The organism is uncultured Lamprocystis sp. (assembly GCF_903933125.1).
In the GTDB taxonomy this organism is placed as follows: Bacteria; Pseudomonadota; Gammaproteobacteria; order Chromatiales; family Chromatiaceae; genus Thiodictyon.
In genome coordinates this window covers 1-21,486 of record NZ_CAIZIZ010000140.1, presented here as the reverse complement: position 1 = coordinate 21,486, position 21,486 = coordinate 1, and the positions used below count along the sequence as shown (strand labels likewise).

Here is a 21,486-nt window from a genome sequence, read left to right as displayed (position 1 = left end):
TCCGCTGTGCGGACCGTTCGCGGCTTTAGGTGATTTCCGAAACACCGGATACCACCCACCATCGGCTCGGATGTAGGTGCGACTTCAGTCGCACCGATTCGGACGCAGGTGCGACTGAAGTCGCACCTACATTGACCGGACAGCCTGCGCTTGATCCTTCCCCATCAGCGAATGCACCAGCACCCGCTCGCCACCCGGGTCCAGCGCCCTGGCCTGATCGACGACCTGCCGATGATGGGTGAACAAAATCACCTGGGTCCTGACTGAGAAGTCCGCCAAGGCGGCGAGCGTGGCCTGGGCGCGCGCGTCATCGAACTGGATGAGAATGTCGTCGACGATGAACGGCAGGGGCTCGGCGCTGTCCAGGTAATGGTCCAGATTGGCCAGGCGCAAGGCCAGGTAGAGCTGATCGCGGGTGCCGGTGCTCATGCCCTCCACCCGCACTTGCTCGCCGGTGGCGCGCCGGCCGGTCAGCACGGGCTGATCTGCGGTGTCGAAGTCGGTTTCGACCGCACTGAAGGCATTGCAGGTCAGCCGGGCGAAATAGCCGCTGGCGCGGCTGAGGATGGGGTCGCGGTGCTGACGCCGGAAGCGCTCGATTTCATCGCGCAGGATCCGCGCCGCGAGTTTGACCCGCACATAGCGCTCACCCTGGGTACGCAGGCTCGACAGGCTCTGCTGCGCCTCCTCGGCCAGGGCGGCGGCAGCATCGTCACCGGCCATGGCGGCGAACTGGCGCTCGACCTCCACTTTCTGTTCGAACAGCGCGGCCTGCTGCGGACGCAACTCACCCTCAATCCGGGCCTCCAATGCCGTCAGTTCGGCCAGGACGGCATCGCGGTCGACCTGGCCGGCTTCCTCCGACAGCGCCTCGATTCCCAGACCATCGCCGGCGGTCACCAATTCGGTTTCGACCTCGCTCAGTTGCCGGCCCAACTCGCGATGCTCCTGGACTCGTTGCTCGACAGCCGCCAGTTGGTCCGGATCGGTGCAGCCGGCCTCGCGGCAGAGTTCGGCGAGCATTGCATCGGCCGCCTGGATGGCGGCATCGGCCTGTTGGATCTCCTGCTGCGCGCGACGCGACTGGGCGGTGAGTGCGTCGCGTCGGCTCTGATCCTCGCGCTGCCTGACCAGCCGGGCGTGCAACTGCAGGACCGTCTCCTCGACCGGACGGCCGCGCAGTTCCGGCGCCAGTCTCGCCAGGAGCGCGTCGACCTGATCGCGGAACTGCACCCCGTCGGCGTCGATGCCCTGGATGCGCGCGTCCAGCCGCTCGGCCTCACCGAGTTGTTTGAGACAACTGTCGAGGTCGGTCAGATAGTCGGTCAGCTCGCCCGGACTGGCATCCGCGGCCAGACCGAGTTCAGCCGTCAGTGCGCCCCAGGCGGCCAGCCAGTCGGCCCGCTCGTCCTGCCTGGTCTTGACCTCGAGCATCAGCCGCCGCTGGGACACTTCAAGCGCAGCGATCTCCTGTGCCAGCAGGTCGCGGCGGCGTTCGGTCTCCTGCAGGGCGCGCAGTTGCGTCTCGGCCTGATCGAGCAGTGGGTTGAGCGCTGCTGCTCCCGACGCGGGCGGCGTCGGCGGCACGGCCAGCCCCAAGGCGTCGAGCGCGGCCTGAACGGCGCGCAGATGACCCTGCCGGGTCGCCTCCAGGGCCCCCAACTCGGCCGCCAGCGCATCGCCCTGCCCCGCCCGCTCGCGCAGCCGCAGCGCCGCCGCGTGCCACTGCCGCATCTCGCGGGGCGGCAGCGGCACCACGCCACAGGGCGACCAGAGTGCGCACCAAGCCTGCTGAAATTGCTCACCCTGCTGCGCCAGGCGCACCGCGGCCTGCCCGGCCGCGTCCAGCCGCTGCTCACAGGCTTCCAACCGCGCCCGCGCGGCGGCCTGCTCATGGACCCGCTGAGCCTCGCGCCGCAGACGGTCGGCGACCTCATCGGCCTGTGCCACCGCGCCCTCGAACGCCAGGGGCAGCGCTGTCCCCGCCGCATAGGCGTGGGCCGCGGCAGCGATGTCCTCGCCCTCCAGCCATTGCCGTTTGATAAGTTGCCAGCCGTGCTCGCGCGCGGCACGCGACTGGTCGAGATCGGCCTCCGACGGCGCCGCGCCGGCCAACTGGATGACCCGCAGTGACTCCGCGCTCTGCCGCCGTTCGGCTTCAACCTCGGCGCGCAGCGTCTCCAGAGAGCGACGCGCCTCGTCCAGCCCCTGAGCGTCAGCGATGCAGCGCTCGATGGACTCGCCACTCGGCAAGGGCGCGGCACGCAGCGCGTCCAGATCGGCGTCCCAGAGCCCCAGTGCGGCCAACTCGCGGCGGCAGGCATCCGTGTCCCGCTGAATGCGTGCCTGCGTCTCGCCGATGGCGCGCTCCAGATCGCCGGCCCGACGCGCCTCATCGGTCGCCCGGCGCAGAACGTCCAGCGGCGGACTGACCGGCAGCGCGGCCTGCGCGGCGCGCCGGTCCGCACCTTGCTCAACCACCTCGGCCAAGGCGCAGCGCGCCTGTTCGACCGCGGCGGCAACCGCTTCCTGACGCCCGCCGAGCTCGGTCGCCCGCCGCCGCCGATTCAGCAATGGGCGCAATGTCGGCGCCGCGTCCAGGGTCAGATCGGGACGCAGTTGCCCCAGCAGGGTCGCGGCCTGACCCGCCAAGGCCGCCCGCTCGGCCACCAGCCCCGGCCGATCCACATCGGCCTTGCGGTGACTGCCGAGTCGCTCCCGCAGGGTGTCGATCAGCTCGGCTTCCGCCAGGAGATCGGCGGACACCTGCAAGGCCGCGGCCTGCTCCTTGAGATCCGCATCCCGCGTCCGGGCATTCGACCGGCTGGCCAGCGCCAGCGTGCGCTGGGCCACGGCGGTCTCACGCCGCTGACCAAAGCCCGCGGACAACCCCGGTACCTCGCCCAGCCCCGCGCGCAGTTCAAGCAGTTGGGCGCGCCGCGCCAGGTTCGGCAGGGTGCGGCGGATGCGCTCCAGCCGGTGGCGTTGTCCGGCCGCGAGCGCCAGCGCGCCATCTAGTTCGGCCAGCCGCCGCCGCGCCTGGTTCACGGCCTTGCGCGCCTCGTCCCACTGCCGCGCGGACAGCGAGACGTCGCGCTGGCGGTGTTCGATCTCCGCGAATCGGTGCAACTCGGTGTTGATGGTCGGCTTGGTCCCGCGCGGGAGAAACAGCGCATTCGCTTCCTCATCGAGCCGCCGCAGCACCGCGTTGAGATCGACCCCGCCCAGGCCGCTGCCGAACAGCGCCTCGGCCTCCCGACCCCGTTCGGCCAGCAGCGCCTGACCGCCGCTCACCAGCCCTTCGTGATCGATGCCGAACAGGCGCTCGAACAGGCGGTCATCGACACCGGCGAGCAGCGGCGCCAGGACATCATCAGGAAGCGTCTTGCCATCGCGGTCCAACAGGGTATTCTTCCGGCCCTTGCGCCGAACGCAGTGGACCTCGGCACCGTCCGAACCGCGCAGCCGGCCACCAACCCGCAGATCCTGCCGGTCGTGCAGAAAATCGTCTCCGGTGCGTTCGGGAATCCCGTACAGCAGGGCCCGCAATGCGCGCAACGCCGAACTCTTCCCCGCCTCGTTGGGTCCGAAGATCAGGTGCAGACCCTGCTGTCCCCCGCTCAGGTCCAGATCGCAGTCGGTGAAGGGACCGAAGGCGCGCAGGTGCAGGTCCAGAATCTTCACTTGCGCTGCCTCCGATCGCCGTCCGCATCCCGGTGCTGACCCAGCAGCCGGTCGAGCAACAGGGCCTTGACATCTTCCAGACAGTCCTGGAGATAGGGCGTCGCGGCGGGGTCGAAACCATCCGCGCCGGAGCGCAGATGCAGCGGCAGTTTGATGCCCAGGTCGGCCACCTCGGCGGCCAGATCCGCCAGCCGCAGCGGGTCCAGATCCAGCCCCTCGATCGCCCGCAACAGACTGCCGAGTGCATCGTCACCGGCCGGAACGGATGCCGTGCCGCGCGTGTCGATCAGCACCTGTTCGACCCACAGGTCACCCGCACCGACGCTGCCGGCGAGCGCGCGACAGTCGTTGACCACCTGCTCGCGCTCGGCATGCAGTCGGCCATGCACCCCGCAAGCGCCGGTGAGTCGGATACGCACCGCCGACAAGCGGCCCTCGGCAGCGGGCAGCACGGCACGCAAGGCCGGCTCGACCCGGTCATAGACAGCGTCCAGCGTCGCGACCGCGGTCAGATCGACCGTGCAGACCGACCAGCGCACCACATCCAGGGCGCGGTGTTCGAGATCAGTCACCTGTCCGTCCTCGACCCGGACCAGGGTGCAGCCCTTGGGTCCGGTCTCACGGGCGTGCCGTCCCTGAAGATTCCCCGGAAAGACCACCCATGGCGCCTGCGCGACCACCTCGCGCTGATGCACATGGCCGAGCGCCCAGTAGTCGTAGCCGCGGGCGCGCAACCCGGCCAGGCTGCTGGGGGCATAGGATTCATGTCCCGGCCGGCCGTCGAGCGAGGTATGCAGCAGACCGATGTTGAATAGATCCGGGTCCGCCGCGGGATAGGTGAGCGCCAAATCCTCGGTGACCGCGCGGGTCGGAAAGCCCTGGCCATGAACGGCCACCCCGAGCGGCTCCAGAATGCGGGTCTCGGGCGCACGGGTCGAGAACACCAGGACATTCTCCGGCGGACGCAGCACTTTGGTGAGCTGACTCGCCGCGTCGTGGTTACCGGCGATCATCAGGACCGGGATCGCCGCCTCCCGCAGTCGGGCCATCTGATGGGTGAAAAAGAGCCCGGTGTTGTAGTCCCGCCAGTCGCCATCATAAAGATCGCCCGCCAGCAGCACGAAGTCCACCGCCTCGGCGAGCGCCAGATCCACCAACTGCGCGCAGGCCCGCCGGGTCGCCCCCCGCAACTCGCCCACTGGCGCCCCTTCATAGCGTTCGAGGCCGCGCAACGGGCTGTCGAGATGCACATCGGCGGCGTGAATGAATTTCAATATTTCTGACTCATTATTTCACCTTCACCGGAATGGCCTCCTTCCCATGCTTTTGGAGCGTAGCGCGGGTCTGTTCCATGGCTTTCTTTCCCTCCAGCGGGCCGGTCATGACGCGATACCAGATGTCGCCGTTCTTCATGGTGACCGACTGGACCCGGGTGGAGACACCGAGCATGGCCAGTTGCGCTTTCATGCGGTCAGCATCCTTGGCGGTCTTGAATGAGCCAACCTGAAGCACATAGGTGCCGGACCCGGCCGGAGCGGCGGTGGTTTTCTTGGGTGCATCGGCCGGCGGAGTGCCCGGCTTGACCGGCTCGTCAGGTTCGTCCGGCGGGAGCGGGGGCGGTTCCGGACGGGGAGCGGGGGGCGGCAGCGGTTTGTCGTTGGTTTTGATGTCGACGACGGTGTCGCGCAGGATGTTCTCGAACTGGAAGTTCGGCTCCTGCGGCGCCGGCCGCTCGGGTTTGGGGGCGACGGCGACCGGGGGCGTCACCGGTCCGCGGGTTTGCGTCATCCAATAGAGACCAATCCCGAAGCTGCCGGTCAGGGTGCCGAGCAGGAACCACCAGACACAGGAGCGCGGACGGGTGCGCCGGGGGGTCACCTTGGCGGCACCGCGACGGTAATCCCGGACCATCTACATGGCCTCCGGGGCGGAGACGCCCACCAAGGCGAGCCCGTTGCGCACGACCTGCCGCACGGCCAGGATGAGCTTGATGCGCGCGTCCCGCAGGTTGGCGTCCGGCACCAGGAACTGGTGGGCGTTGTAGTAGGTGTGCAGATCGTTGGCCAGTTCGCGCAGATAGGTGGTGAGCAGGTGCGGCTCGTGGCCGATGGCGGCGAGCTCGATCACCTCCGGGTAGCGGGCGAGTGTGCGCAGCAGGGCCTGCTCGTGGTCTTGCGTGAGCAGTTCCAGGTTGGTGATGCCGGGGGTCGGATCGATCACGATGCCCTTGTCCGCGGCCTGGCGCAGCACACTGCACACGCGCGCATGGGCGTACTGGACATAGTAAACCGGATTGTCGGCGGACTGGCTTTTGGCCAGGTCCAGGTCGAAGTCCATGTGCTGCTCGCACCGGCGCATGACGTAGAAGAAGCGGGCGGCATCGCGCCCGACCTCTTTGCGCAGTTCGCGCAGGGTCACGAATTCGCCGGAGCGGGTGGACATCTGGGCACGTTCACCGCCCCGGTAGAGGATGGCGAACTGCACCAAGAGCACGTCCAGACGCGAGGCGTCGTCGCCCAGCGCGGTCAGGGCGGCTTTGACCCGCGGGATGTAGCCGTGGTGGTCCGCCCCCCAGATGTCGATGACGCGTTCGAAGCCGCGCTCCAGCTTGTCCATGTGGTAGGCGATGTCGGAGGCGAAGTAGGTACCCTGGCCGTTCTCGCGCACCACGACGCGGTCTTTCTCGTCGCCGAAGGCGGTTGAGCGGAACCAGAGTGCCCCGCCCTGCTCGTAGACGTGACCGGACTCGCGCAGGCGCTCAATGGCGCGGTTGACGGCGCCGCGCTCGGCCAGCGAGCGCTCCGAGTACCATTCCTGATACTCGACACCGAATTCGGCGAGGTCGGCGCGAATGTCGTCGAGGATGGTGTTGAGCCCGAGTTCGAAGCAATAGCGGTAACGGTTGTCGCCGAGCAGGTGTTTGGCGGCGGCGATGAGGGCATCGATGTGGTCTTCCTTGTCGCCGCCATCCAAACCGGGCAACTCATCGGGCGGGACCCCGGCGAAGACCTGCGCGGCCGCCACCCGGTAAGCATCCGCGTGTTCGCGGTGCAGGGTGGCGGCGATGTCCCACACATAGTCGCCCTTGTAGCCGTTGCTCGGGAAGTTGATCGCCTCGCCGCACAGTTCCAGATAGCGCAGCCACACGGACGTGGCGAGGATGTCCATCTGGCGGCCGGCGTCGTTGACGTAATATTCCCGGTGGACCTCGTAGCCCACCGCGGCCAGCAGATCGGCCACCGCCGCGCCGTAGGCCGCGCCGCGCCCATGGCCGACATGCAGCGGGCCGGTGGGGTTCGCCGAGACGAACTCCACTTGCACCCGCCGTCCGGCCCCGAGTTGGGAGCGGCCGTAGTGATGGCCGGCGGTCAGGATGGCCGGGATCAGGGCGCGATAGGCGTCCGCCGCGAGGAAGAAGTTGATGAAGCCGGGGCCGGCGATCTCGACCCGCTCGATCAGAGACGAGTCCGGCAACACGTCGACGAGCCGTTGCGCCAGGTCGCGCGGCCGGGTGCGCGCCGGCTTGGCCAGGACCAGGGCAAGGTTGGTGGCGAAGTCGCCATGGGTCTGGTCCTTGGTGCGCTCGACCGCAGGCACCGGCAGTTCGTCCAGGCCCCAGTCGCCATCGGCGGTGAGGCGCGCCAAGCCGGCGCACAAAAGGTCCGTGATCTGTTGCTTCATGGGTGCTACGCGTGGAGAAAAGAGAGGGGGCCGCAGGGCACTGCGCGCCTGGCGTAAAGGCGTGAAGGATAACCTAAATGGGACCTTACAGCATGTCCCATGCGTCAGGTCAGGTCTTGCGGGTCCACGTCCAGCGACCAGCGCAGGCCGCCGTTGCGCGGGAGAGTGCGCAATTGCGCGACCCAGGCGGCGAGCAGGGTTTGCAGGCCGGGACGGCCGGGGCACTCCAGCAGGAGTTGGGTACGATAGCGGCCGGCGCGGCGCTCCATGGGGGCCGGAACGGGGCTCGAGACCTGCACGCGCAACCCGGGCTGATCCACCAACAGGGCCATGGCGAGCCCGCGCGCCTGTTGTAGGAAGTCCATGGGGACCTGGAGGTCCGGGGCGTCGGCCCGCAGCAAAGCGAGGTGGGCGTACGGCGGCAGGCCGGCGGCCTCGCGCTCGGCCAGGGCGAGCTCGGCAAAGCCCGGGTAGCCGCTGGTGATCAGTGATTTCAGGAGCGGATGCTCGGGATGGCGCGTCTGCAAGACAACGCGTCCCGGCCGCTGCGCCCGCCCGGCGCGGCCGGCGACCTGGACGATGAGTTGCGCGGTACGCTCCGGTGCACGAAAGTCCGCGGCATAGAGCGACTGGTCCAGGTCGAGGATGCCGACCAGGGTCACGCCGGGGAAGTCGTGCCCCTTGGCGAGCATTTGGGTACCGAGCAGGAGCTGGACCTCACGCTGCCGGATGAGCGCGAGGAGACGGTCCAGTTCGCCTTTGCGGCGGGTGCTATCCCGATCGATCCGCGCCAGGCTCAGGTGCGGGAAGATCTCCCGCAATTCCTCTTCCAGCCGCTCGGTCCCCAGGCCCAGGCGGCGCAGGTCGCTGCTCTGACAGCCCGGACAAGTCGACGGCAGGAGCTGGAACCAGCCGCAGTGATGGCACCAAAGACGATGCAGCCGCAGGTGCAGGGTGAGGCGCGCATCGCAATGCGGGCAGGCACCCACCCAGCCGCAGTCGTGACAGGTGAGCACCGGGGCATAGCCGCGGCGATTGAGGAACAGCAGGACCTGGTTGCCGGCGGCGGTGTGCAGCTCGACCTGTTCGCGCAGCCGCGGCGACAAACCGGCACTCATGGCTTGGCCGCGGATGTCGAGCAGCGCGATGGCCGGGGCCGCGGCGCCTCCGGCACGCACGCTCAGACGCAGCCGACGGTAGCGCCCGGCCCGCGCATTGTGCAGGGTCTCCAGGGATGGCGTGGCGGAGCCGAGGATCACCGGGCATCCGACCTGCTGCGCCCGGCGCACCGCCAGGTCGCGGGCGGAATAGCGGAAGCCGTCCTGTTGCTTGAGCGAGGCGTCGTGCTCCTCGTCCACGATGATCAGCCCCAGCCGCGGCAGCGGGACGAAACAGGCCGACCGGGTACCGAGCACCAGGGTCGCGCGTCCGCCGGCGGCACTGTGCCAGGCGCGCTCGCGCTCGGCCTCGGGCAGGGCGGAGTGCAGAACCGCGTGGGGTCCGGGCAGGCGCTGCTCCAGCCGCGTACGCAGTTGGGGGGTGAGACCGATCTCGGGCACCAGCACCAGGGCTTGCCGGCCGGCCGCGATGACTTCCTGGATCAGTCGAATGTAAACCTCGGTCTTGCCGCTGCCGGTAACCCCGTCGAGCAGAAAGGCGGTAAAGCCCGCGCCCGCGCTCCGCACCGCCGCCACCGCCTGCGCCTGCTCGGGGCTGAGATCGGGACCGGTCGGGTCCGGGATCACAGGCGTGTCGCATTCCGCGGGCAGCACCCGACACGGCTCGATCAGGCCGCGCTCCCGCAAGACCTTGAGCGGCGCCGTCGCGGACCCGACCTGCGCTTTCAAGACGCCGGTCGCGAGCCCGGCCGGCGCGGCGCGCAGAACCTCCAGGATGCGGCGTTGACTGGCCGCCCGCCCGAGTTCGGCCAAATCCAGTGTACACCCGGCAGCGGTCGCGCGCAGGCCGGGGCCCCCCTCCTCCAGCGGCGCGTCCGGACGACGCAAACGCACCGGCAGGGCGCTGAACAGGGCCTCGCCCAGGGGTTGCCGGTAATAGTCCGCGGCCCAGCGGATCAGGCTCAGATCGACGGCGGCGAGCACCGGCACCGGGTCGAGCTGGGCGATCACGGACTTGAGACGCGCCGCGTCCTGATCCGAATCGACGGCGGTTTCCACCAGTATCCCCACCCGGCGGCCGCGGCCGAAGGGCACCAGCAGGCGCACCCCGGGGATCAGCCCGTCAGGCGCGGTCTGCGCGGGCGGCAGGTAATCGAAGAGCCCGGCCAGGGGCGCGGCGATGGCGACGCGCAGGATCAGCGGGACCGGCGGGGCGGCGGCAAGGCTCGGCAGCGGCCCGGTCGGCGCGTCAGCGGCAAGTGGCGAGATCGTCGTTCTCCTGCGCGGTCGGCCCCAGTGTGGCACAACACGCCAGGATACCGCGACGCTTGCGCACCCGGATACTGTGTGTATCATGGCTGCAAACTCCGAGCCGTATCCCGCTATGGTGCCATTGAATCAACAGGTACTGCGCACGGATCTGGCGGGTATGCCACTGGAGTGGGTGGACTACCGCACCGCCGCGCGTCTATATTTACTCGAACAGGTCGCCTACGCCTGTGGGGACACTTTGTTTCATCTGCGCGGCGGCATCAATGCGGTCACGCGGCGTCGCAGCCGGCTGCTGATTCACTCGATCATCGCCACCCATGGCGTGCACCACGCCCTGAACAAGCTGCAGGGTGATTATGCACCGCCGTTGTGCAATCGGACGCTGTTTCAGCGCGACGATCATCTGTGCATGTACTGCGGCTGTCGGTTTCCGAGTCGTCAACTCTCCCGCGACCATGTGCGGCCGTCCAGTCAGGGGGGGCGCGACCACTGGAACAACGTGGTGAGCGCCTGTGTGCGCTGCAACAATTTCAAGGCCGGGCGGACCCCGGAGTCAGCCGGCATGGAACTGCTGGCGGTCCCCTTCACGCCGACCCATGCCGAGTACATCTATCTGATGGGCCGCGGCGTCCTGGCCGATCAGATGGAGTTTCTGCGCGCCCATTTTCCGCGCAGCAGCCCACTGCATGGACGCCTCGGCAAGGATCCTTGCGCTTGAACGGGCGCGTGGGCCGGGGTGGACCGCATGACTGACTGGACGGTAATCGCCGCGCGGATCGGGACGGCCACCGGCCGTCCATTCGCCCCGCGCACCACGCGCGCGGTCGGCGGCGGCTGCATCAACACCGCGATGACGATGAGCGACGGTGCCCGCGCCTTCTTCGTCAAGACCAACGCACCGGCCCGCCTCGCGATGTTCGAGGCCGAGGCCGCCGGGCTCGCCGCCCTCGCCGCCACGGGCGCCATCCGGATCCCCCAGCCCATCTGCTGGGGCCAGACCGATACTCTCAGCTATCTGGTGCTGGAGCACCTGGATCTCAGCGGACCGGCGCGGGGTGCCGCAGCCGGACGGCAGTTGGCCGCGTTGCATCGCACGCACTCCCCCACCTTCGGCTGGCAACGCGATAACCATATCGGCTCAACCCCGCAGCGCAACACACCGAGCACGGATTGGGTGAGCTTCTGGCGCGACCAGCGGCTCGGCTACCAACTCGAACTGGCCGCGGCCAACGGCTACGATGGCGCGCTCCAAACCCGCGGTGAACGCCTGCGCGCCGAACTGGATACGCTCTTGGGGCACCAACCCAGGCCGTCGCTTCTGCACGGCGACCTGTGGGGCGGCAATCTGGGCTATCTGCCCGACGGTCAGCCGGTGATCTACGACCCCGCGGTCTACTTCGGGGATCGCGAGGCCGAGCTGGCCATGACCGAGTTGTTCGGCGGCTTTGGCGCCGAGTTCTATGTCGGCTATCGGGAGGCCTGGCCGCTGGACCCAGGCTACGGGGTCCGCAAGATCTTGTACAACCTCTACCACATCCTCAATCACCTGAACCTGTTCGGGCCGGGATACCTGGGTCAGGCGCGCGGCATGATCGACCGGCTCCTGGCTGAGCTGCATTGATCGGACGCTGCCGGGCGGGTGCCCGGCGCTCCCAGGAGCTCCGTGGTCCCCGACCAGCAATTCCAAATTTGAGGGTCCGCTGCGGCCCATGGTGGATGCGGCGCGCACAACCGACGTGCTGAATCCCGAACATCGCGCGGCGCGCCTTAATCCACCCTACAAAATTGCAGGTTTTGTAGGGTGGATAAGCGCAGCGCATCCACCATCAGCCCCGCCGACGGCTTCACGCTGGATGCTGCCGCCCAAATTTGGAATTGCGGGTCCCCGACGGCCAAGGTAGTTGGAAAATGACCGTTGTGTTAAAAAGGCGGCGCACCCTGTATCAGGGCCACTGAACGCTTTTCCTTACTCTGCCGCTTTGAGCCTTGCCCACATGCCACGGGAACTCCTGATCCTCCGCCACGCCAAATCCGACTGGGATTCCCGGGCGAAGTCCGACTTCGACCGCCCGCTGGCCAAACGCGGCAAACAAGATGCCCCAAAGGTCGGCGCCTGGCTTTACCGGGAGGGCCTGGTGCCTGATCATGTGGTCAGTTCGCCCGCCCAGCGGGCGCGCCAGACCGCCCTCAAGGTCTGCAAGGTTCTCGAAATCGGCCGGGAACGGATCGCTTGGGACACGGATATCTACGATGCGACGCTGGCCGCATTGCTCGATGTGCTCGGACGCTGCCCGGCCACGGCTCACACGGTCTTGCTGGTCGGGCACAATCCGGGGCTCGATGATCTGGTATTGCACCTGAGCGGCGACGACCTGGACCCACCGCAAGACGGGAAACTGCTCCCCACCGGGACCCTGGCGCGACTGGAAATGCCGGAAGACTGGGATCAACTGCCGCGCGGCTGCGCGCAGTTGATCTCCATCACACGCCCCCGCGCCCTGTAAGAACCGTTCACTAACTAATTAAGGAAGATAAGTTCCTTAGGGAACAGCTTTGGCGTTCCGATTGGCGGCAAACTAAACCGCGCCAACGCCAGCAATCGTCGAGTCTGCCGGAGCCGATTCCATCCAAAAACATCGCATACCGCGCCGGGCGCGGTTTAAGGCGTAGCCCCGCAATAATTCACACAATCCTCCAGGGTCTCAAACGGCACCCGGCCGCCGCAGCCGCTATGCGCGAAGGACTTGCAGCGGTTGTCACGATAATCGAAATAATACTTGGTCTGGCGGCCCCGGCAATTCCCCTTGGCCGGCTTAGCCACGCAGCTCACCGGTAAGTCCTCCGGGTTACCCCGCCCCACCCCGCCCCCGCCGCAACCGACGAACGCCAACACCGCGACCAGCATCGCATACACCCAGACCAAACGCATACCACCCCCCACACAACATCCGACACGACACGCGAGGGTGCCGATTCTAAACGCTTCGGCACAGTCTCTCACCTGGATCAGGTGGATCGGCTGAAAAGCCCATGTTGCGGATGCTAATGAGAACTTTTAGCATTAAAGAAACGCGGCCGCACGGCGCGTCGGCACAGATGCTGCTGCTGACCACCGGTGACTGTCGGCAGTCACGGCAACCCGTTGTCCACGCGTCATGCCTCAATCGGCAAGCGCGACAGACGGCCGTCGTGCAATTTGACGCGATCAGAGCCACGGATTCATACTAATAGAAAAATCGTAATATCCGTGATTCCCGGCTGGTCGGCGCGACCGGCCGTCACCATCAGGCAACACCAGCCTTTTTCGATTGATTTTTTTAGGAAATCACCTCATGCACAGCAACGTCCACCCTCTCGGCTCCGCGCTCGCCATCGCCCTGACCAGCCTCTGCGCCGGGGCCGCCCGTGCCTACGACGTGAACGAGCAACTCGCGATCAACCTGCTGCTCGCCGGGGCCGGCCAGTGTCAGGAGATTGCCGGCGATGGGGACGAACAAAATCGCTGTCGCGGCGCCGCTCCCGTCCAACCCGAAATCATCTTCAACCCCACTCAGCAGGACCAGTTTTTCGTCAAGTTCGGGTTCGCTGCCGGGAACGGACTCAACCCGGTCTCCCCGTTCGCGCTGTCCTCTTGGGCCGCGGACCTGGAAGCGGACGTCAAGGACATCAACGGCCGCGACCGCAGCTATCTGCTGGAGGCCTGGTACGCCCATACCTTCCGTTTTTCCGACACCAATGCAGTTCAGGTCACCGGCGGCATCATCGATCCGGCGTTCTACGTCAACGAGAATGCCTACGCCAACAACGAGTACACCCAGTTCATGAACGAGGCCTTCGTGAACTCACGCACCGCCTTTATCCCCGCCTACGACGTGGGCGGCGCACTGGTCTGGAAAATCGACCGCCTGACCCTCAGCGGCCTGGGAATGAACGTCGGCGAGAACGAGGATGGGAACAACTACAACTGGTTCGGCGTCGAGGCGGACTACAACCTTCGGACTCCCTGGGGCGAAGGCAACTATCGGGTGATGTATGCCGGCACCTCCCGCGCCTTCCTGGCCCCCGCCGCGGGGCTGGATCCGGCACCCAATCCGGACCTGGACCCGGCACTCGACCTGAACGCGGCCGATGAACCGGACCCGACCGACCAGGAACATCTGTCCGGCCTGCTGCTGTCCTTTGACCAAGCATTCGGCAAGATCGTCGGCGCCTTCCTGCGCCTGGGCTGGCAGCAAAAGGATGCGCTGGTCGACTATCAGGCCGATTACGCCGGCGGGTTCGATTTCAAAGGGGCTGGCTGGGGACGAGAGAACGACAATATTGGTATCGGTTACGCCTACCTGGACGGCGGCAACGGTGAACTGGCGCGCACCAATGCCGTCGAGGGCTACTATCGGCTCGCTTTCAACGACATGCTGGCACTGACCGCCGATGTCCAGTATATGAAGGACAAGTACCGCACCGGGGAGGATGTCGACGGCTGGGTGTTCAGCCTGCGCGCGGTCGCCGAGTTCTGACCCCGCTCAGAGCATCCGGCGCGCGATGTGCTCCAGCAACCCGCGGGCTGCGGCTTCCACCATGTCGAACACCTGATCGAACCCACGCTGCCCGCCATAGTAGGGGTCCGGCACCTCCCGCCGCTTCAAATCCGGGGCGAAATCCAGGAACAGGCCGAGTTTGGGCTCCATCCCCCGCGGGCAGATCCGCGACAAGCTATGGTAGTTATCCTGATCCATGGCGAGGATCAGATCGTACTCGATAAAGTCCTCCGGCTCGGCCCGGCGCGCCCGCAGGTCGCTGATGTCGACTCCGCGCGCCCAGGCGGTCGCGGTCGCCCGCTCGTCCGGCGGCTCGTCCATGTGGTAGCCATGGGTGCCGGCCGAGTCGATCGCGATCACGGACGCCAGGCCAGCCTCCTGCACCAGATGGCGAAAGACACCATGGGCGGTGGGCGAGCGGCAGATATTGCCCATGCAGACGAACAGGACTTTAATTTTCGTGCTCTCAGTCATCTTGCTTGCTTCTGCTAGTCATCGATCAGGGCGGGCTAGCCGACCCGTTGGATGCCTGCTAACGGCAGGGTCAACACGACCTGACGGTGCAGTAGTTCGATCAATAAACGCACACGCTGCGGCCCCTGATGTGTTTGGAAGATCGCCTCCAGACCCTGGAACGGACCGGCGATGATCCGCACCGACTCGCCGGGATGCAGCACCAATTCGGGCGATTGCTCGCCGACGCGACGGCGGATTGTTTCGATCAAAGCATCGTCGATCGGCAAGGGTTCGTTGCCGAACGCCACCAGTCGCGCAACGCCGCGCGTGGAGCGCAGCGGGTACCAGTTGTCGACCCAACGCTGCAACCGAATAAACAGGTAGTTCGGAAACAGGGACTCATCGACGGTAATCCGTCGCCCGCGACGAATCCGCTCGATCTGGAACCGCGGATGAAACACGCGGTAGCCCTGCTGCTCCAGATTCAGTTCAGCGCGCTCCGCCTGACGCGGCTTGGCCTGCACCAGGTACCAGCGTGGTTGCGCGGCGAGTTCCGATTCGCCCAAGTCCTCAGTGGTCATAAGTCATTAGCGGTCATGTTTCAGCAGTCACCACATCGTGACCCACCCTTGGTACAGCGTCGGACGTGGCTGTTCGCCGACGGAAACCCACTGTTCGTTGGCGCGCCAGCGACCGGTACAGCCGCGGCGCATACCGCAGGACGATCAGATAGAGAGCAAAAAACGCCAGCGCAGCCCAAATCAAAGCCGCCGGCGCGACCCGCTGGACCTGCCCAAACAGGCCGATACCGGCCAGCACGGCTGCCGTCGGCAGGATCAGGCTCAGCGCTTTACGTGGACTGTTGAAGCAACGCGCCAAGACGTGATGCAGATGCGCCCGATCGGCGCAGAACGGGGATCGGCCCTTGAGCATTCGCCGTCCCATGACGCAAAATGTGTCCATCAACGGGATCGCAACGATCCAGACAGCTGCCGCGGGCGTCAACGTTGCCGGAGACTGCACGGCGGTGATGAGCATCCAGACGACGAGATAACCGAGCAACAAACTCCCGGCATCGCCTAAAAAGACTTTGACCCCAGTGCAGCCGAAAAGTTGCAGATTGCAGATCAGGTAAGGGACGATTGCAGCAATCGTCACCAGCATCAGGATTCGCGGCGCACCATCCCCGGGCGAGAGCAAAACCAGGACACCGAGCGCAATCAGCGTCAACCCGCCGGCTAACCCGTCGATGCCATCGATCATATTGAAAGCATTGCAGATGCCAACGATAGCAAACACCGTGAAGGGGACCGCAAACAGCCCCAGATCGATCGAGCCGAAACCGAACAGGTCGTCCAGCGAGGTCAGCGTGACGCCGCCGCCCACCGTGAGCAACAGCGCGGCGGCGATCTGGGCGACAATCCGCAGCTTAGGGCCAAGGCCGAGGATGTCGTCAAGCATACCGACCACGACCAGCAAGGCCGCGCCGCTGAGCCCGTAGGCAAGTGGCCGATCCAGGGGAATCGACATCGAGACACTGAGCAGGATCCCGCCGAAGATCGCAATGCCCCCGATCAGCGGCACGGGCTGCGCGTGGGTCTTGCGCCGTTCGTTTGGATGATCGAGCAGACGCAAACGCGGTGCAAGCGGGCTGAGCAGACCCAGGATCGTCGCACTGGCGACTAATGAGCATAGCATGAAACGCTCCCGGTGCAACGCCCTCGTGTGCTGACGAACGTGCACCTCCAGACCGACTACCTAACCGACAGTTGACGATCTGTCGACAGTTATCGTTATAGCCGTTGTAGCCGTCGAACGTGCTAGCCGGACGTAGGCGCGGGTTATAAACCCGCCGTCGAGTGTCTGCCCGGATATCAGGTACTGAGGCTATATATTGAAAGTCCCCTTACATTATCGCGTCATCGGCTCGCTCAGACAACCTCAATCGGCGAATGGAGCGTGAAGAATTGTAAGAAAAATCTCGAAAGAGCCCGCACACTATTCGCGTTCATTTTACATCACCGATCGAACGCGTGAACCCTGTTTCCGGGTGCAGCACACCCTTCAGGCGGGCCGCGAAGCCGCGCGACAACGACAGGGCTGGATCGGATGCCCAAGGATTGGACGCATCTCCATGATTCTTGCGCACTGCCGGCGCCGGACTCGCCTATCATCTCCCGCCATGCGGCCCGCGCCGCAATGGGCTGGAACTTGCTTGACGCGCGCGTATCTCAACGAATCATGAAACAAAGCATCGGACGATTCCGAGTGGGACAAACCGCTGTCACCCTGACGGTTGCCGCCGCGCTGATCTTGGGTCCGCTGGCGCCGGGGCGCAGCCGGGCCGCGCAGTTCGATCTGCCGGAGATCGGCAACTCGTCGGACGCGGTCATGGGCAGCGGAGCGCAGTTGCGTCTCAGCAAGGCATTTATGCGCCAGGTGCGCGCAGCGCTGCCGGTGCTGGATGATCCGCTGTTGACCGCCTACCTGGAGTCACTGGGCAATGAACTGGTGGCCGCGGACAAGAGCGCGGGCGGCAGCTTCAATTTTTTCCTGATCGATCAGCCCGTGGTCAACGCCTTTGCCGGACCCGGCGGGAATGTCGGCATCTACTCGGGGCTGATCCTGGCGGCCCAGAGCGAGGACGAGTTGGCGGCCGTGGTCGCCCACGAAATCGCCCACGTCACCCAGAACCATCTGCTGCGCGGCCTTGAGGACCAGGGCAAGCTGAACATGCCCACCATGGCGCTGATGGTGGCGGCCGCGATCCTGGGCGCGCAGGTGTCCCCCGACGCGGGGATGGCAGCGCTGGCGGGGATTCAGGCGGCGGCCATGCAGCACCGGATCAACTTCACCCGCGAGAACGAAAAAGAGGCGGATCGCATCGGGATCGCCACCCTGGCGGCGGCCGGACGCGATCCCTACGCCATGCCGGGCTTTTTCGAGAAATTATCGAAAGCCAGCAGGGTTTATGAGAACAACGCACCCGAGTTTCTGCGCACCCACCCGGTCAACAGCAACCGCATCGGCGACGCGCTTGGCCGCGCCGACGAGTATGGCGCCCGCCAACGCGCGGACAGCCTGCGCTTTCTGCTGGCGCGCGCCCGACTGCGCGAGCGCGCTTACGACCGGCCCGAGAAATCGTTGGAGAGCTTCAAGGCGTCGCTGCGGGAGGGCCGCTACCTCAACGAAACCGCCGAGCGCTATGGCTACGCGCTGGCCCTGCTGCGCTCGGGTCGACTTGATGAGGCCAAGGCGGAGTCGACCAAGCTGCTGAGCGCGCAACCCAGTCTGGCCGAGTTCATCGCGCTGGATGCGCAGGTCGACCTGAAGCAAGGCCGCCCGGCGCAGGCCCTGGATCACCTCAAGCAAGCGGTGACCCTGTCGTCCGGCAACTGGGCTTTGCGCAGCGCCTACGCGGAGGCGCTGATGGCGGCCGGACAGCCGCGCCAGGCCATGGCTGAAATCAAGACAGTGGTGCGAACACGTCCAGGCAATGCCGCTCTCTATGACCTCCTGACGCAGGCGGCGATCCAATCAGGCGACAAGGCCGCGACCCACCGGTACCGTGCCGAACGGCTGTATACCGAGGGCGACCTGGAACCGGCGATCAAGCAACTGGAGTTCGCCCTGCGTCAACCCGGTCTCGGCTATCAGGATTCGGCGCAGATCCAGGTCCTGGTCGATGCCTGGAAAGAAGAACGGCGGGATCAGAAAAAGCGCGGGCCTGACCCATTCGATTTCAGCAGCGATAGGGCCAGCGCCGCCGCCGCGCCCTGAGCGACCACCCCGCACCACACCAGTTGAAACAGCGATGCCGGTTTCAAGACCACCTTGAGTGCTGTAAGCTTCCCTAACAGTCGGTAGACGCATCGTCGGCGGCGGTGTTCAAACCGCGTTTCGCACGGTCTGGCAGGCACCAAGCCCCGCCTACCGATCAACCGGCGGAGGCCGGATGCTGATTAGGCGTCGGTCTCAAGAACCTGAGGGGTTCGCCGGACGCCACCCCAACCCAACCACTGATGCTCGATGAGGAGACAGTTGATGATCGACGCAACACGCAGAATCCTGCTCAAGGGCTCGTTAGCCGCCGGGTCCGTCGGCGTCGCGGTCGCCGCTGGCCTGCTGACCCCGCGCCTGGTCCTGGCCGAGTGGAATGCCGCCGCCTTCGAATCCAAGGATGTCAGCGCCGCCCTGAAGGGTCTGCTGGGCAGCGATGCCATGGAGACGAATGACGCCGTGGTCGTCAAGGCCCCGGACATTGCCGAGAACGGCGCCGTCGTCCCCGTCACCGTCGAGACCACCCTGTCGGACATCTCGTACATCGCCATTATCGCCTCCGGCAACGCCACGCCCCTGGTCGCTTCCTTCGCGCTCGGCGCGGCCGCCATGCCGTTCGTCTCCACCCGCATCAAGATGGGCAAGACGGCGGACGTGGTTGCGGTGGTGAAGCAGGGCGACAAGCTCTTCAGCAACGCGAAGAACGTCAAGGTCACCATCGGCGGCTGCGGCGGCTGAGCACGCCGGCATCCACTGTTGATCCCCTTAGCCAAAGGTCACCGACTATGTCCGATATCAAGGTACGCGCGAAGCTCGAAGGCAACGAGACGGTTGTCAAGTGTCTGATGAACCATCCCATGGAGACCGGCCTGCGCAAAGACAGCAAGACCAACGAACTGGTTCCGGCGCACTTTATCCAGGAGGTCATCTGTAAATGGAAGGATCAGGTGGTGCTGACCGCCGCCTGGAGCGGCGGCGTCTCCAAGAACCCCTACCTGTCTTTCAAGTTCATCGGCGGGGCCGTGGGTGATCCGGTCGAGGTCTCCTGGAAAGACAACAAGGGCGAGAGCCAGACCGAGACCTCTCAGATCGCTTAGGCGCAACGGATCGCGCGCCGACGAGGCCCGGCGGTGGGGTGTGATAAGCAACGATGTGGTTTGTCAGGCCCAGGCTGTGAGGTAGGATGGGCAGAGCGAGAGCGATGCCCATCCTCAAGCGTTGCGATGGTCGGATGGGCATCGCCCGACTCGACCAATCCTACGCGCGTTTTGGACAGTACCCGCCGCAGGCGCTCCTGCAACCGGTCAACCACTCGCTTATGAAAGGCTATTCCTGCTTGAGTCAACGTTGCATCATGCCCCTTCGCCGACACTGGACACCCGCGGTCTGGTGGTCGACGCTCCTGCTCGGCGTTGGTGCCCCGACCGCGGCGCAAACCGGAGTCGGGGAATTCACGCCCGCCGCATCCACCGCGCCGATCGATCCCAACGGGCTCTTCAACGAGGCGTTTTTTCTCAAAGTCGGCTTCTCATTCATGGTCGGCCTGGCGGTCGGCTACGCGCTCAAGGTGGCCTTCAAGGTCGCGCTGGTGATTTTCGGGTTGATCCTGCTCGGCCTCTTCGGGCTGCAGTATGCCGGAATCGCCCAAGTCGACTGGTCAGGAATGGAGGTCCGTTACGACACCTGGGCCACCTGGCTGTCCGTCAACGGCGGGGCCTTCCTGGACTTCGTCGGCAACAATCTCTCCAGCACGGCCTCCTTCATCGCCGGATTGGCTTTGGGCCTCAAGATTTAGGGGATTTCCGAAAAGCGCCTCACCGGCACACCCAGCACTGGTGATTCGGCTAAGCGTACCCAGATTGTGGGTTCACCGTTCAAAGAAGCTTCACTATGTCCACCGCCCCGTCGTCCGCGTCGCTCCGCGACTCCCTCCGCCTTGTGAACTGGATTTACAACCCCTTCCAGTCACTGGACGTCGCCGGGGTCTACAACCTGTTGTCCACCCATGCGCCGACCGAGCGCGGGCTCTGGCTCAACCTCGGGTACTGGCGCGCGGCACAGACGCTCGACGACGCCTGTGAGGCCATGGCCGCCCTGGTTGCGGATGCGGGCGGGATGACCAAGGAGGATGAGGTGCTGGACGTGGGTTTCGGCTTCGCCGATCAGGATCTCTACTGGGCCAAACGGTATCAGCCACGCCGGATTACGGGCATCAATATCACCGCCTCCCAGGTTGCGGTGGCGCGCGCGCGGGTGGCGGAAGCGGGCCTGAGCGACCGGATCGACTTGCGTGAGGGCTCCGCGACCGCGCTGCCGCTGCCGGACGCCTCCTGCGATCTGGTGATCGCGCTCGAGAGCGCATTCCATTTCGACACGCGCGTGGCCTTCTTCCGCGAGGCTTATCGGGTGCTGCGTCCCGGCGGTCGGCTGGTGCTGGCGGACATCCTGCCCCTGCCGGAACATCCCGGTTTGATCGCGCGCCTGAAACAGCGCTTGTCCTGGCGCCTGGTATCGGGCAAGTTTCCGATACCGAAGCTCAATGTCTACAATCGCGACGCCTATCGCGATCGGCTGCGCGTTGCCAAGTTCGCGTCGGTCCGGGTCGAGTCCATCCGCAACGACGTCTACGGCCCCCTGCATCAGTATCTTACCGGGCAGCCGGACGCCATCCGCAGGCTGCACCCCCTGATGCGGCCCATGGTGCGGTTCATGCTCTCACGCAATCCGACAAGCACCTTCCAGGGACTCGACTACGTGCTGGCCGTGGCGCAGAAGCCTGGTTGAACGGCAACAGGGCCGCCCCCGCTCCACTGTAGGGGCGACTTTAGTCGCCCCAAATGTCGATGGATCCTTACCGTGAAAGTCGCGCAGCGACCCCGTGGGAGCGGCGTCCCGCCGCGATGGGGCCGGGTGTGGAGCCGCAGCGTTCGCGGTCACCGCGGCACCGCATCGCGGCG

18 protein-coding genes are annotated in these 21,486 nt (G+C 65.9%); 9 read left to right on the top strand and 9 right to left on the bottom strand.

Features of this window, described 5'->3' with window-relative positions:
* Positions 1-126: 126 nt before the first annotated feature.
* From QZY03_RS06810 to QZY03_RS06790, 5 genes are all read right to left on the bottom strand, one after another.
* Positions 127-3,684: a YhaN family protein gene (locus QZY03_RS06810; protein ID WP_295579411.1), complete on the bottom strand. Its 3,558-nt coding sequence runs from the start codon at positions 3,682-3,684 to the stop codon at positions 127-129.
* Positions 3,681-4,958 (bottom strand): DNA repair exonuclease, encoded by a 1,278-nt coding sequence (locus tag QZY03_RS06805; RefSeq protein ID WP_295579409.1) that lies wholly within the window; start codon positions 4,956-4,958, stop codon positions 3,681-3,683. The genes QZY03_RS06810 and QZY03_RS06805 overlap by 4 nt, the downstream gene beginning before the upstream one ends.
* Before the next feature lie 13 nt (positions 4,959-4,971).
* Positions 4,972-5,595: an SPOR domain-containing protein gene (locus tag QZY03_RS06800; RefSeq protein WP_295579407.1), complete on the bottom strand. Its 624-nt coding sequence runs from the start codon at positions 5,593-5,595 to the stop codon at positions 4,972-4,974.
* Positions 5,596-7,365 carry an arginine--tRNA ligase gene (gene argS, locus QZY03_RS06795; protein ID WP_295579404.1) on the bottom strand — a complete coding sequence of 590 codons (1,770 nt, stop codon included), beginning with the start codon at positions 7,363-7,365 and terminating at the stop codon, positions 5,596-5,598.
* Positions 7,366-7,469: 104 nt separating this feature from the next.
* Positions 7,470-9,839, bottom strand: a complete 2,370-nt coding sequence (locus QZY03_RS06790; protein ID WP_295579401.1) for a primosomal protein N' — start codon at positions 9,837-9,839, stop codon at positions 7,470-7,472.
* A 28-nt stretch (positions 9,840-9,867) separates the two neighbouring features.
* Between QZY03_RS06790 and QZY03_RS06785 the strand changes: the two genes are divergently transcribed.
* From QZY03_RS06785 to QZY03_RS06775, 3 genes are all read left to right on the top strand, one after another.
* The gene (locus QZY03_RS06785; protein ID WP_295579416.1) at positions 9,868-10,473 is read left to right on the top strand and encodes an HNH endonuclease; all 606 of its coding nucleotides are present in this window, start codon (positions 9,868-9,870) and stop codon (positions 10,471-10,473) included.
* A gap of 27 nt (positions 10,474-10,500) precedes the next feature.
* The gene (locus QZY03_RS06780; protein ID WP_295579398.1) at positions 10,501-11,376 is read left to right on the top strand and encodes a fructosamine kinase family protein; all 876 of its coding nucleotides are present in this window, start codon (positions 10,501-10,503) and stop codon (positions 11,374-11,376) included.
* Positions 11,377-11,749: 373 nt separating this feature from the next.
* Positions 11,750-12,259 carry a histidine phosphatase family protein gene (locus QZY03_RS06775; RefSeq protein ID WP_295579395.1) on the top strand — a complete coding sequence of 170 codons (510 nt, stop codon included), beginning with the start codon at positions 11,750-11,752 and terminating at the stop codon, positions 12,257-12,259.
* Between the two features lie 155 nt (positions 12,260-12,414).
* Here QZY03_RS06775 and QZY03_RS06770 read toward each other — a convergent pair whose 3' ends face one another.
* Complete coding sequence (locus QZY03_RS06770) at positions 12,415-12,684, bottom strand: BPTI/Kunitz domain-containing protein (RefSeq protein WP_295579392.1); 270 nt, start codon at positions 12,682-12,684, stop codon at positions 12,415-12,417.
* A gap of 403 nt (positions 12,685-13,087) precedes the next feature.
* Here QZY03_RS06770 and QZY03_RS06765 point away from each other — a divergent pair, with 403 nt between their 5' ends.
* The gene (locus tag QZY03_RS06765; RefSeq protein ID WP_295579389.1) at positions 13,088-14,272 is read left to right on the top strand and encodes a carbohydrate porin; all 1,185 of its coding nucleotides are present in this window, start codon (positions 13,088-13,090) and stop codon (positions 14,270-14,272) included.
* Positions 14,273-14,278: 6 nt separating this feature from the next.
* Here QZY03_RS06765 and QZY03_RS06760 read toward each other — a convergent pair whose 3' ends face one another.
* Genes QZY03_RS06760 through QZY03_RS06750 form a run of 3 tightly spaced genes read right to left on the bottom strand, consistent with a single transcriptional unit; the run spans position 14,279 to position 16,465 of the window.
* Positions 14,279-14,767 (bottom strand): low molecular weight protein-tyrosine-phosphatase, encoded by a 489-nt coding sequence (locus QZY03_RS06760; protein ID WP_295579386.1) that lies wholly within the window; start codon positions 14,765-14,767, stop codon positions 14,279-14,281.
* A 35-nt stretch (positions 14,768-14,802) separates the two neighbouring features.
* Entirely contained in the window at positions 14,803-15,330 is a 528-nt protein-coding gene (gene rfaH / locus QZY03_RS06755) for a transcription/translation regulatory transformer protein RfaH (protein ID WP_295579383.1), read from the bottom strand.
* 13 nt (positions 15,331-15,343) lie between these two features.
* A complete protein-coding gene (locus QZY03_RS06750; protein ID WP_295579381.1) occupies positions 15,344-16,465 on the bottom strand; it encodes an undecaprenyl-phosphate alpha-N-acetylglucosaminyl 1-phosphate transferase in 1,122 nt (373 codons plus the stop codon).
* A 552-nt stretch (positions 16,466-17,017) separates the two neighbouring features.
* Between QZY03_RS06750 and QZY03_RS06745 the strand changes: the two genes are divergently transcribed.
* The 5 genes from QZY03_RS06745 to QZY03_RS06725 all read left to right on the top strand — a co-directional run bounded on the left by QZY03_RS06745 (position 17,018) and on the right by QZY03_RS06725 (position 21,313).
* The gene (locus tag QZY03_RS06745) at positions 17,018-18,529 is read left to right on the top strand and encodes a M48 family metalloprotease (RefSeq protein WP_363169160.1); all 1,512 of its coding nucleotides are present in this window, start codon (positions 17,018-17,020) and stop codon (positions 18,527-18,529) included.
* 264 nt (positions 18,530-18,793) lie between these two features.
* Positions 18,794-19,267, top strand: a complete 474-nt coding sequence (gene soxY, locus QZY03_RS06740) for a thiosulfate oxidation carrier protein SoxY (RefSeq protein ID WP_295579379.1) — start codon at positions 18,794-18,796, stop codon at positions 19,265-19,267.
* A gap of 47 nt (positions 19,268-19,314) precedes the next feature.
* A complete protein-coding gene (gene soxZ / locus QZY03_RS06735; RefSeq protein WP_295579377.1) occupies positions 19,315-19,626 on the top strand; it encodes a thiosulfate oxidation carrier complex protein SoxZ in 312 nt (103 codons plus the stop codon).
* A gap of 104 nt (positions 19,627-19,730) precedes the next feature.
* The gene (locus QZY03_RS06730) at positions 19,731-20,324 is read left to right on the top strand and encodes an FUN14 domain-containing protein (protein ID WP_295579375.1); all 594 of its coding nucleotides are present in this window, start codon (positions 19,731-19,733) and stop codon (positions 20,322-20,324) included.
* A 143-nt stretch (positions 20,325-20,467) separates the two neighbouring features.
* The gene (locus QZY03_RS06725; protein WP_363169162.1) at positions 20,468-21,313 is read left to right on the top strand and encodes a methyltransferase domain-containing protein; all 846 of its coding nucleotides are present in this window, start codon (positions 20,468-20,470) and stop codon (positions 21,311-21,313) included.
* Positions 21,314-21,486: the final 173 nt, after the last annotated feature.

Excerpts from the sequence above, each read along its gene's own strand:
- QZY03_RS06800 (WP_295579407.1), bottom strand. The coding sequence starts at position 5,595 with ATGGTCCGGGATTACCGTCGCGGTGCCGCCAAGGTGACCCCCCGGCGC.
- argS (WP_295579404.1), bottom strand. The coding sequence starts at position 7,365 with ATGAAGCAACAGATCACGGACCTTTTGTGCGCCGGCTTGGCGCGCCTC.
- QZY03_RS06790 (WP_295579401.1), bottom strand. The coding sequence starts at position 9,839 with ATGATACACACAGTATCCGGGTGCGCAAGCGTCGCGGTATCCTGGCGT.
- QZY03_RS06785 (WP_295579416.1), top strand. The coding sequence starts at position 9,868 with ATGGTGCCATTGAATCAACAGGTACTGCGCACGGATCTGGCGGGTATG.
- QZY03_RS06780 (WP_295579398.1), top strand. The coding sequence starts at position 10,501 with ATGACTGACTGGACGGTAATCGCCGCGCGGATCGGGACGGCCACCGGC.
- QZY03_RS06775 (WP_295579395.1), top strand. The coding sequence starts at position 11,750 with ATGCCACGGGAACTCCTGATCCTCCGCCACGCCAAATCCGACTGGGAT.
- QZY03_RS06770 (WP_295579392.1), bottom strand. The coding sequence starts at position 12,684 with ATGCGTTTGGTCTGGGTGTATGCGATGCTGGTCGCGGTGTTGGCGTTC.
- QZY03_RS06765 (WP_295579389.1), top strand. The coding sequence starts at position 13,088 with ATGCACAGCAACGTCCACCCTCTCGGCTCCGCGCTCGCCATCGCCCTG.
- QZY03_RS06760 (WP_295579386.1), bottom strand. The coding sequence starts at position 14,767 with ATGACTGAGAGCACGAAAATTAAAGTCCTGTTCGTCTGCATGGGCAAT.
- rfaH (WP_295579383.1), bottom strand. The coding sequence starts at position 15,330 with ATGACCACTGAGGACTTGGGCGAATCGGAACTCGCCGCGCAACCACGC.
- soxY (WP_295579379.1), top strand. The coding sequence starts at position 18,794 with ATGATCGACGCAACACGCAGAATCCTGCTCAAGGGCTCGTTAGCCGCC.
- soxZ (WP_295579377.1), top strand. The coding sequence starts at position 19,315 with ATGTCCGATATCAAGGTACGCGCGAAGCTCGAAGGCAACGAGACGGTT.
- QZY03_RS06730 (WP_295579375.1), top strand. The coding sequence starts at position 19,731 with ATGCCCATCCTCAAGCGTTGCGATGGTCGGATGGGCATCGCCCGACTC.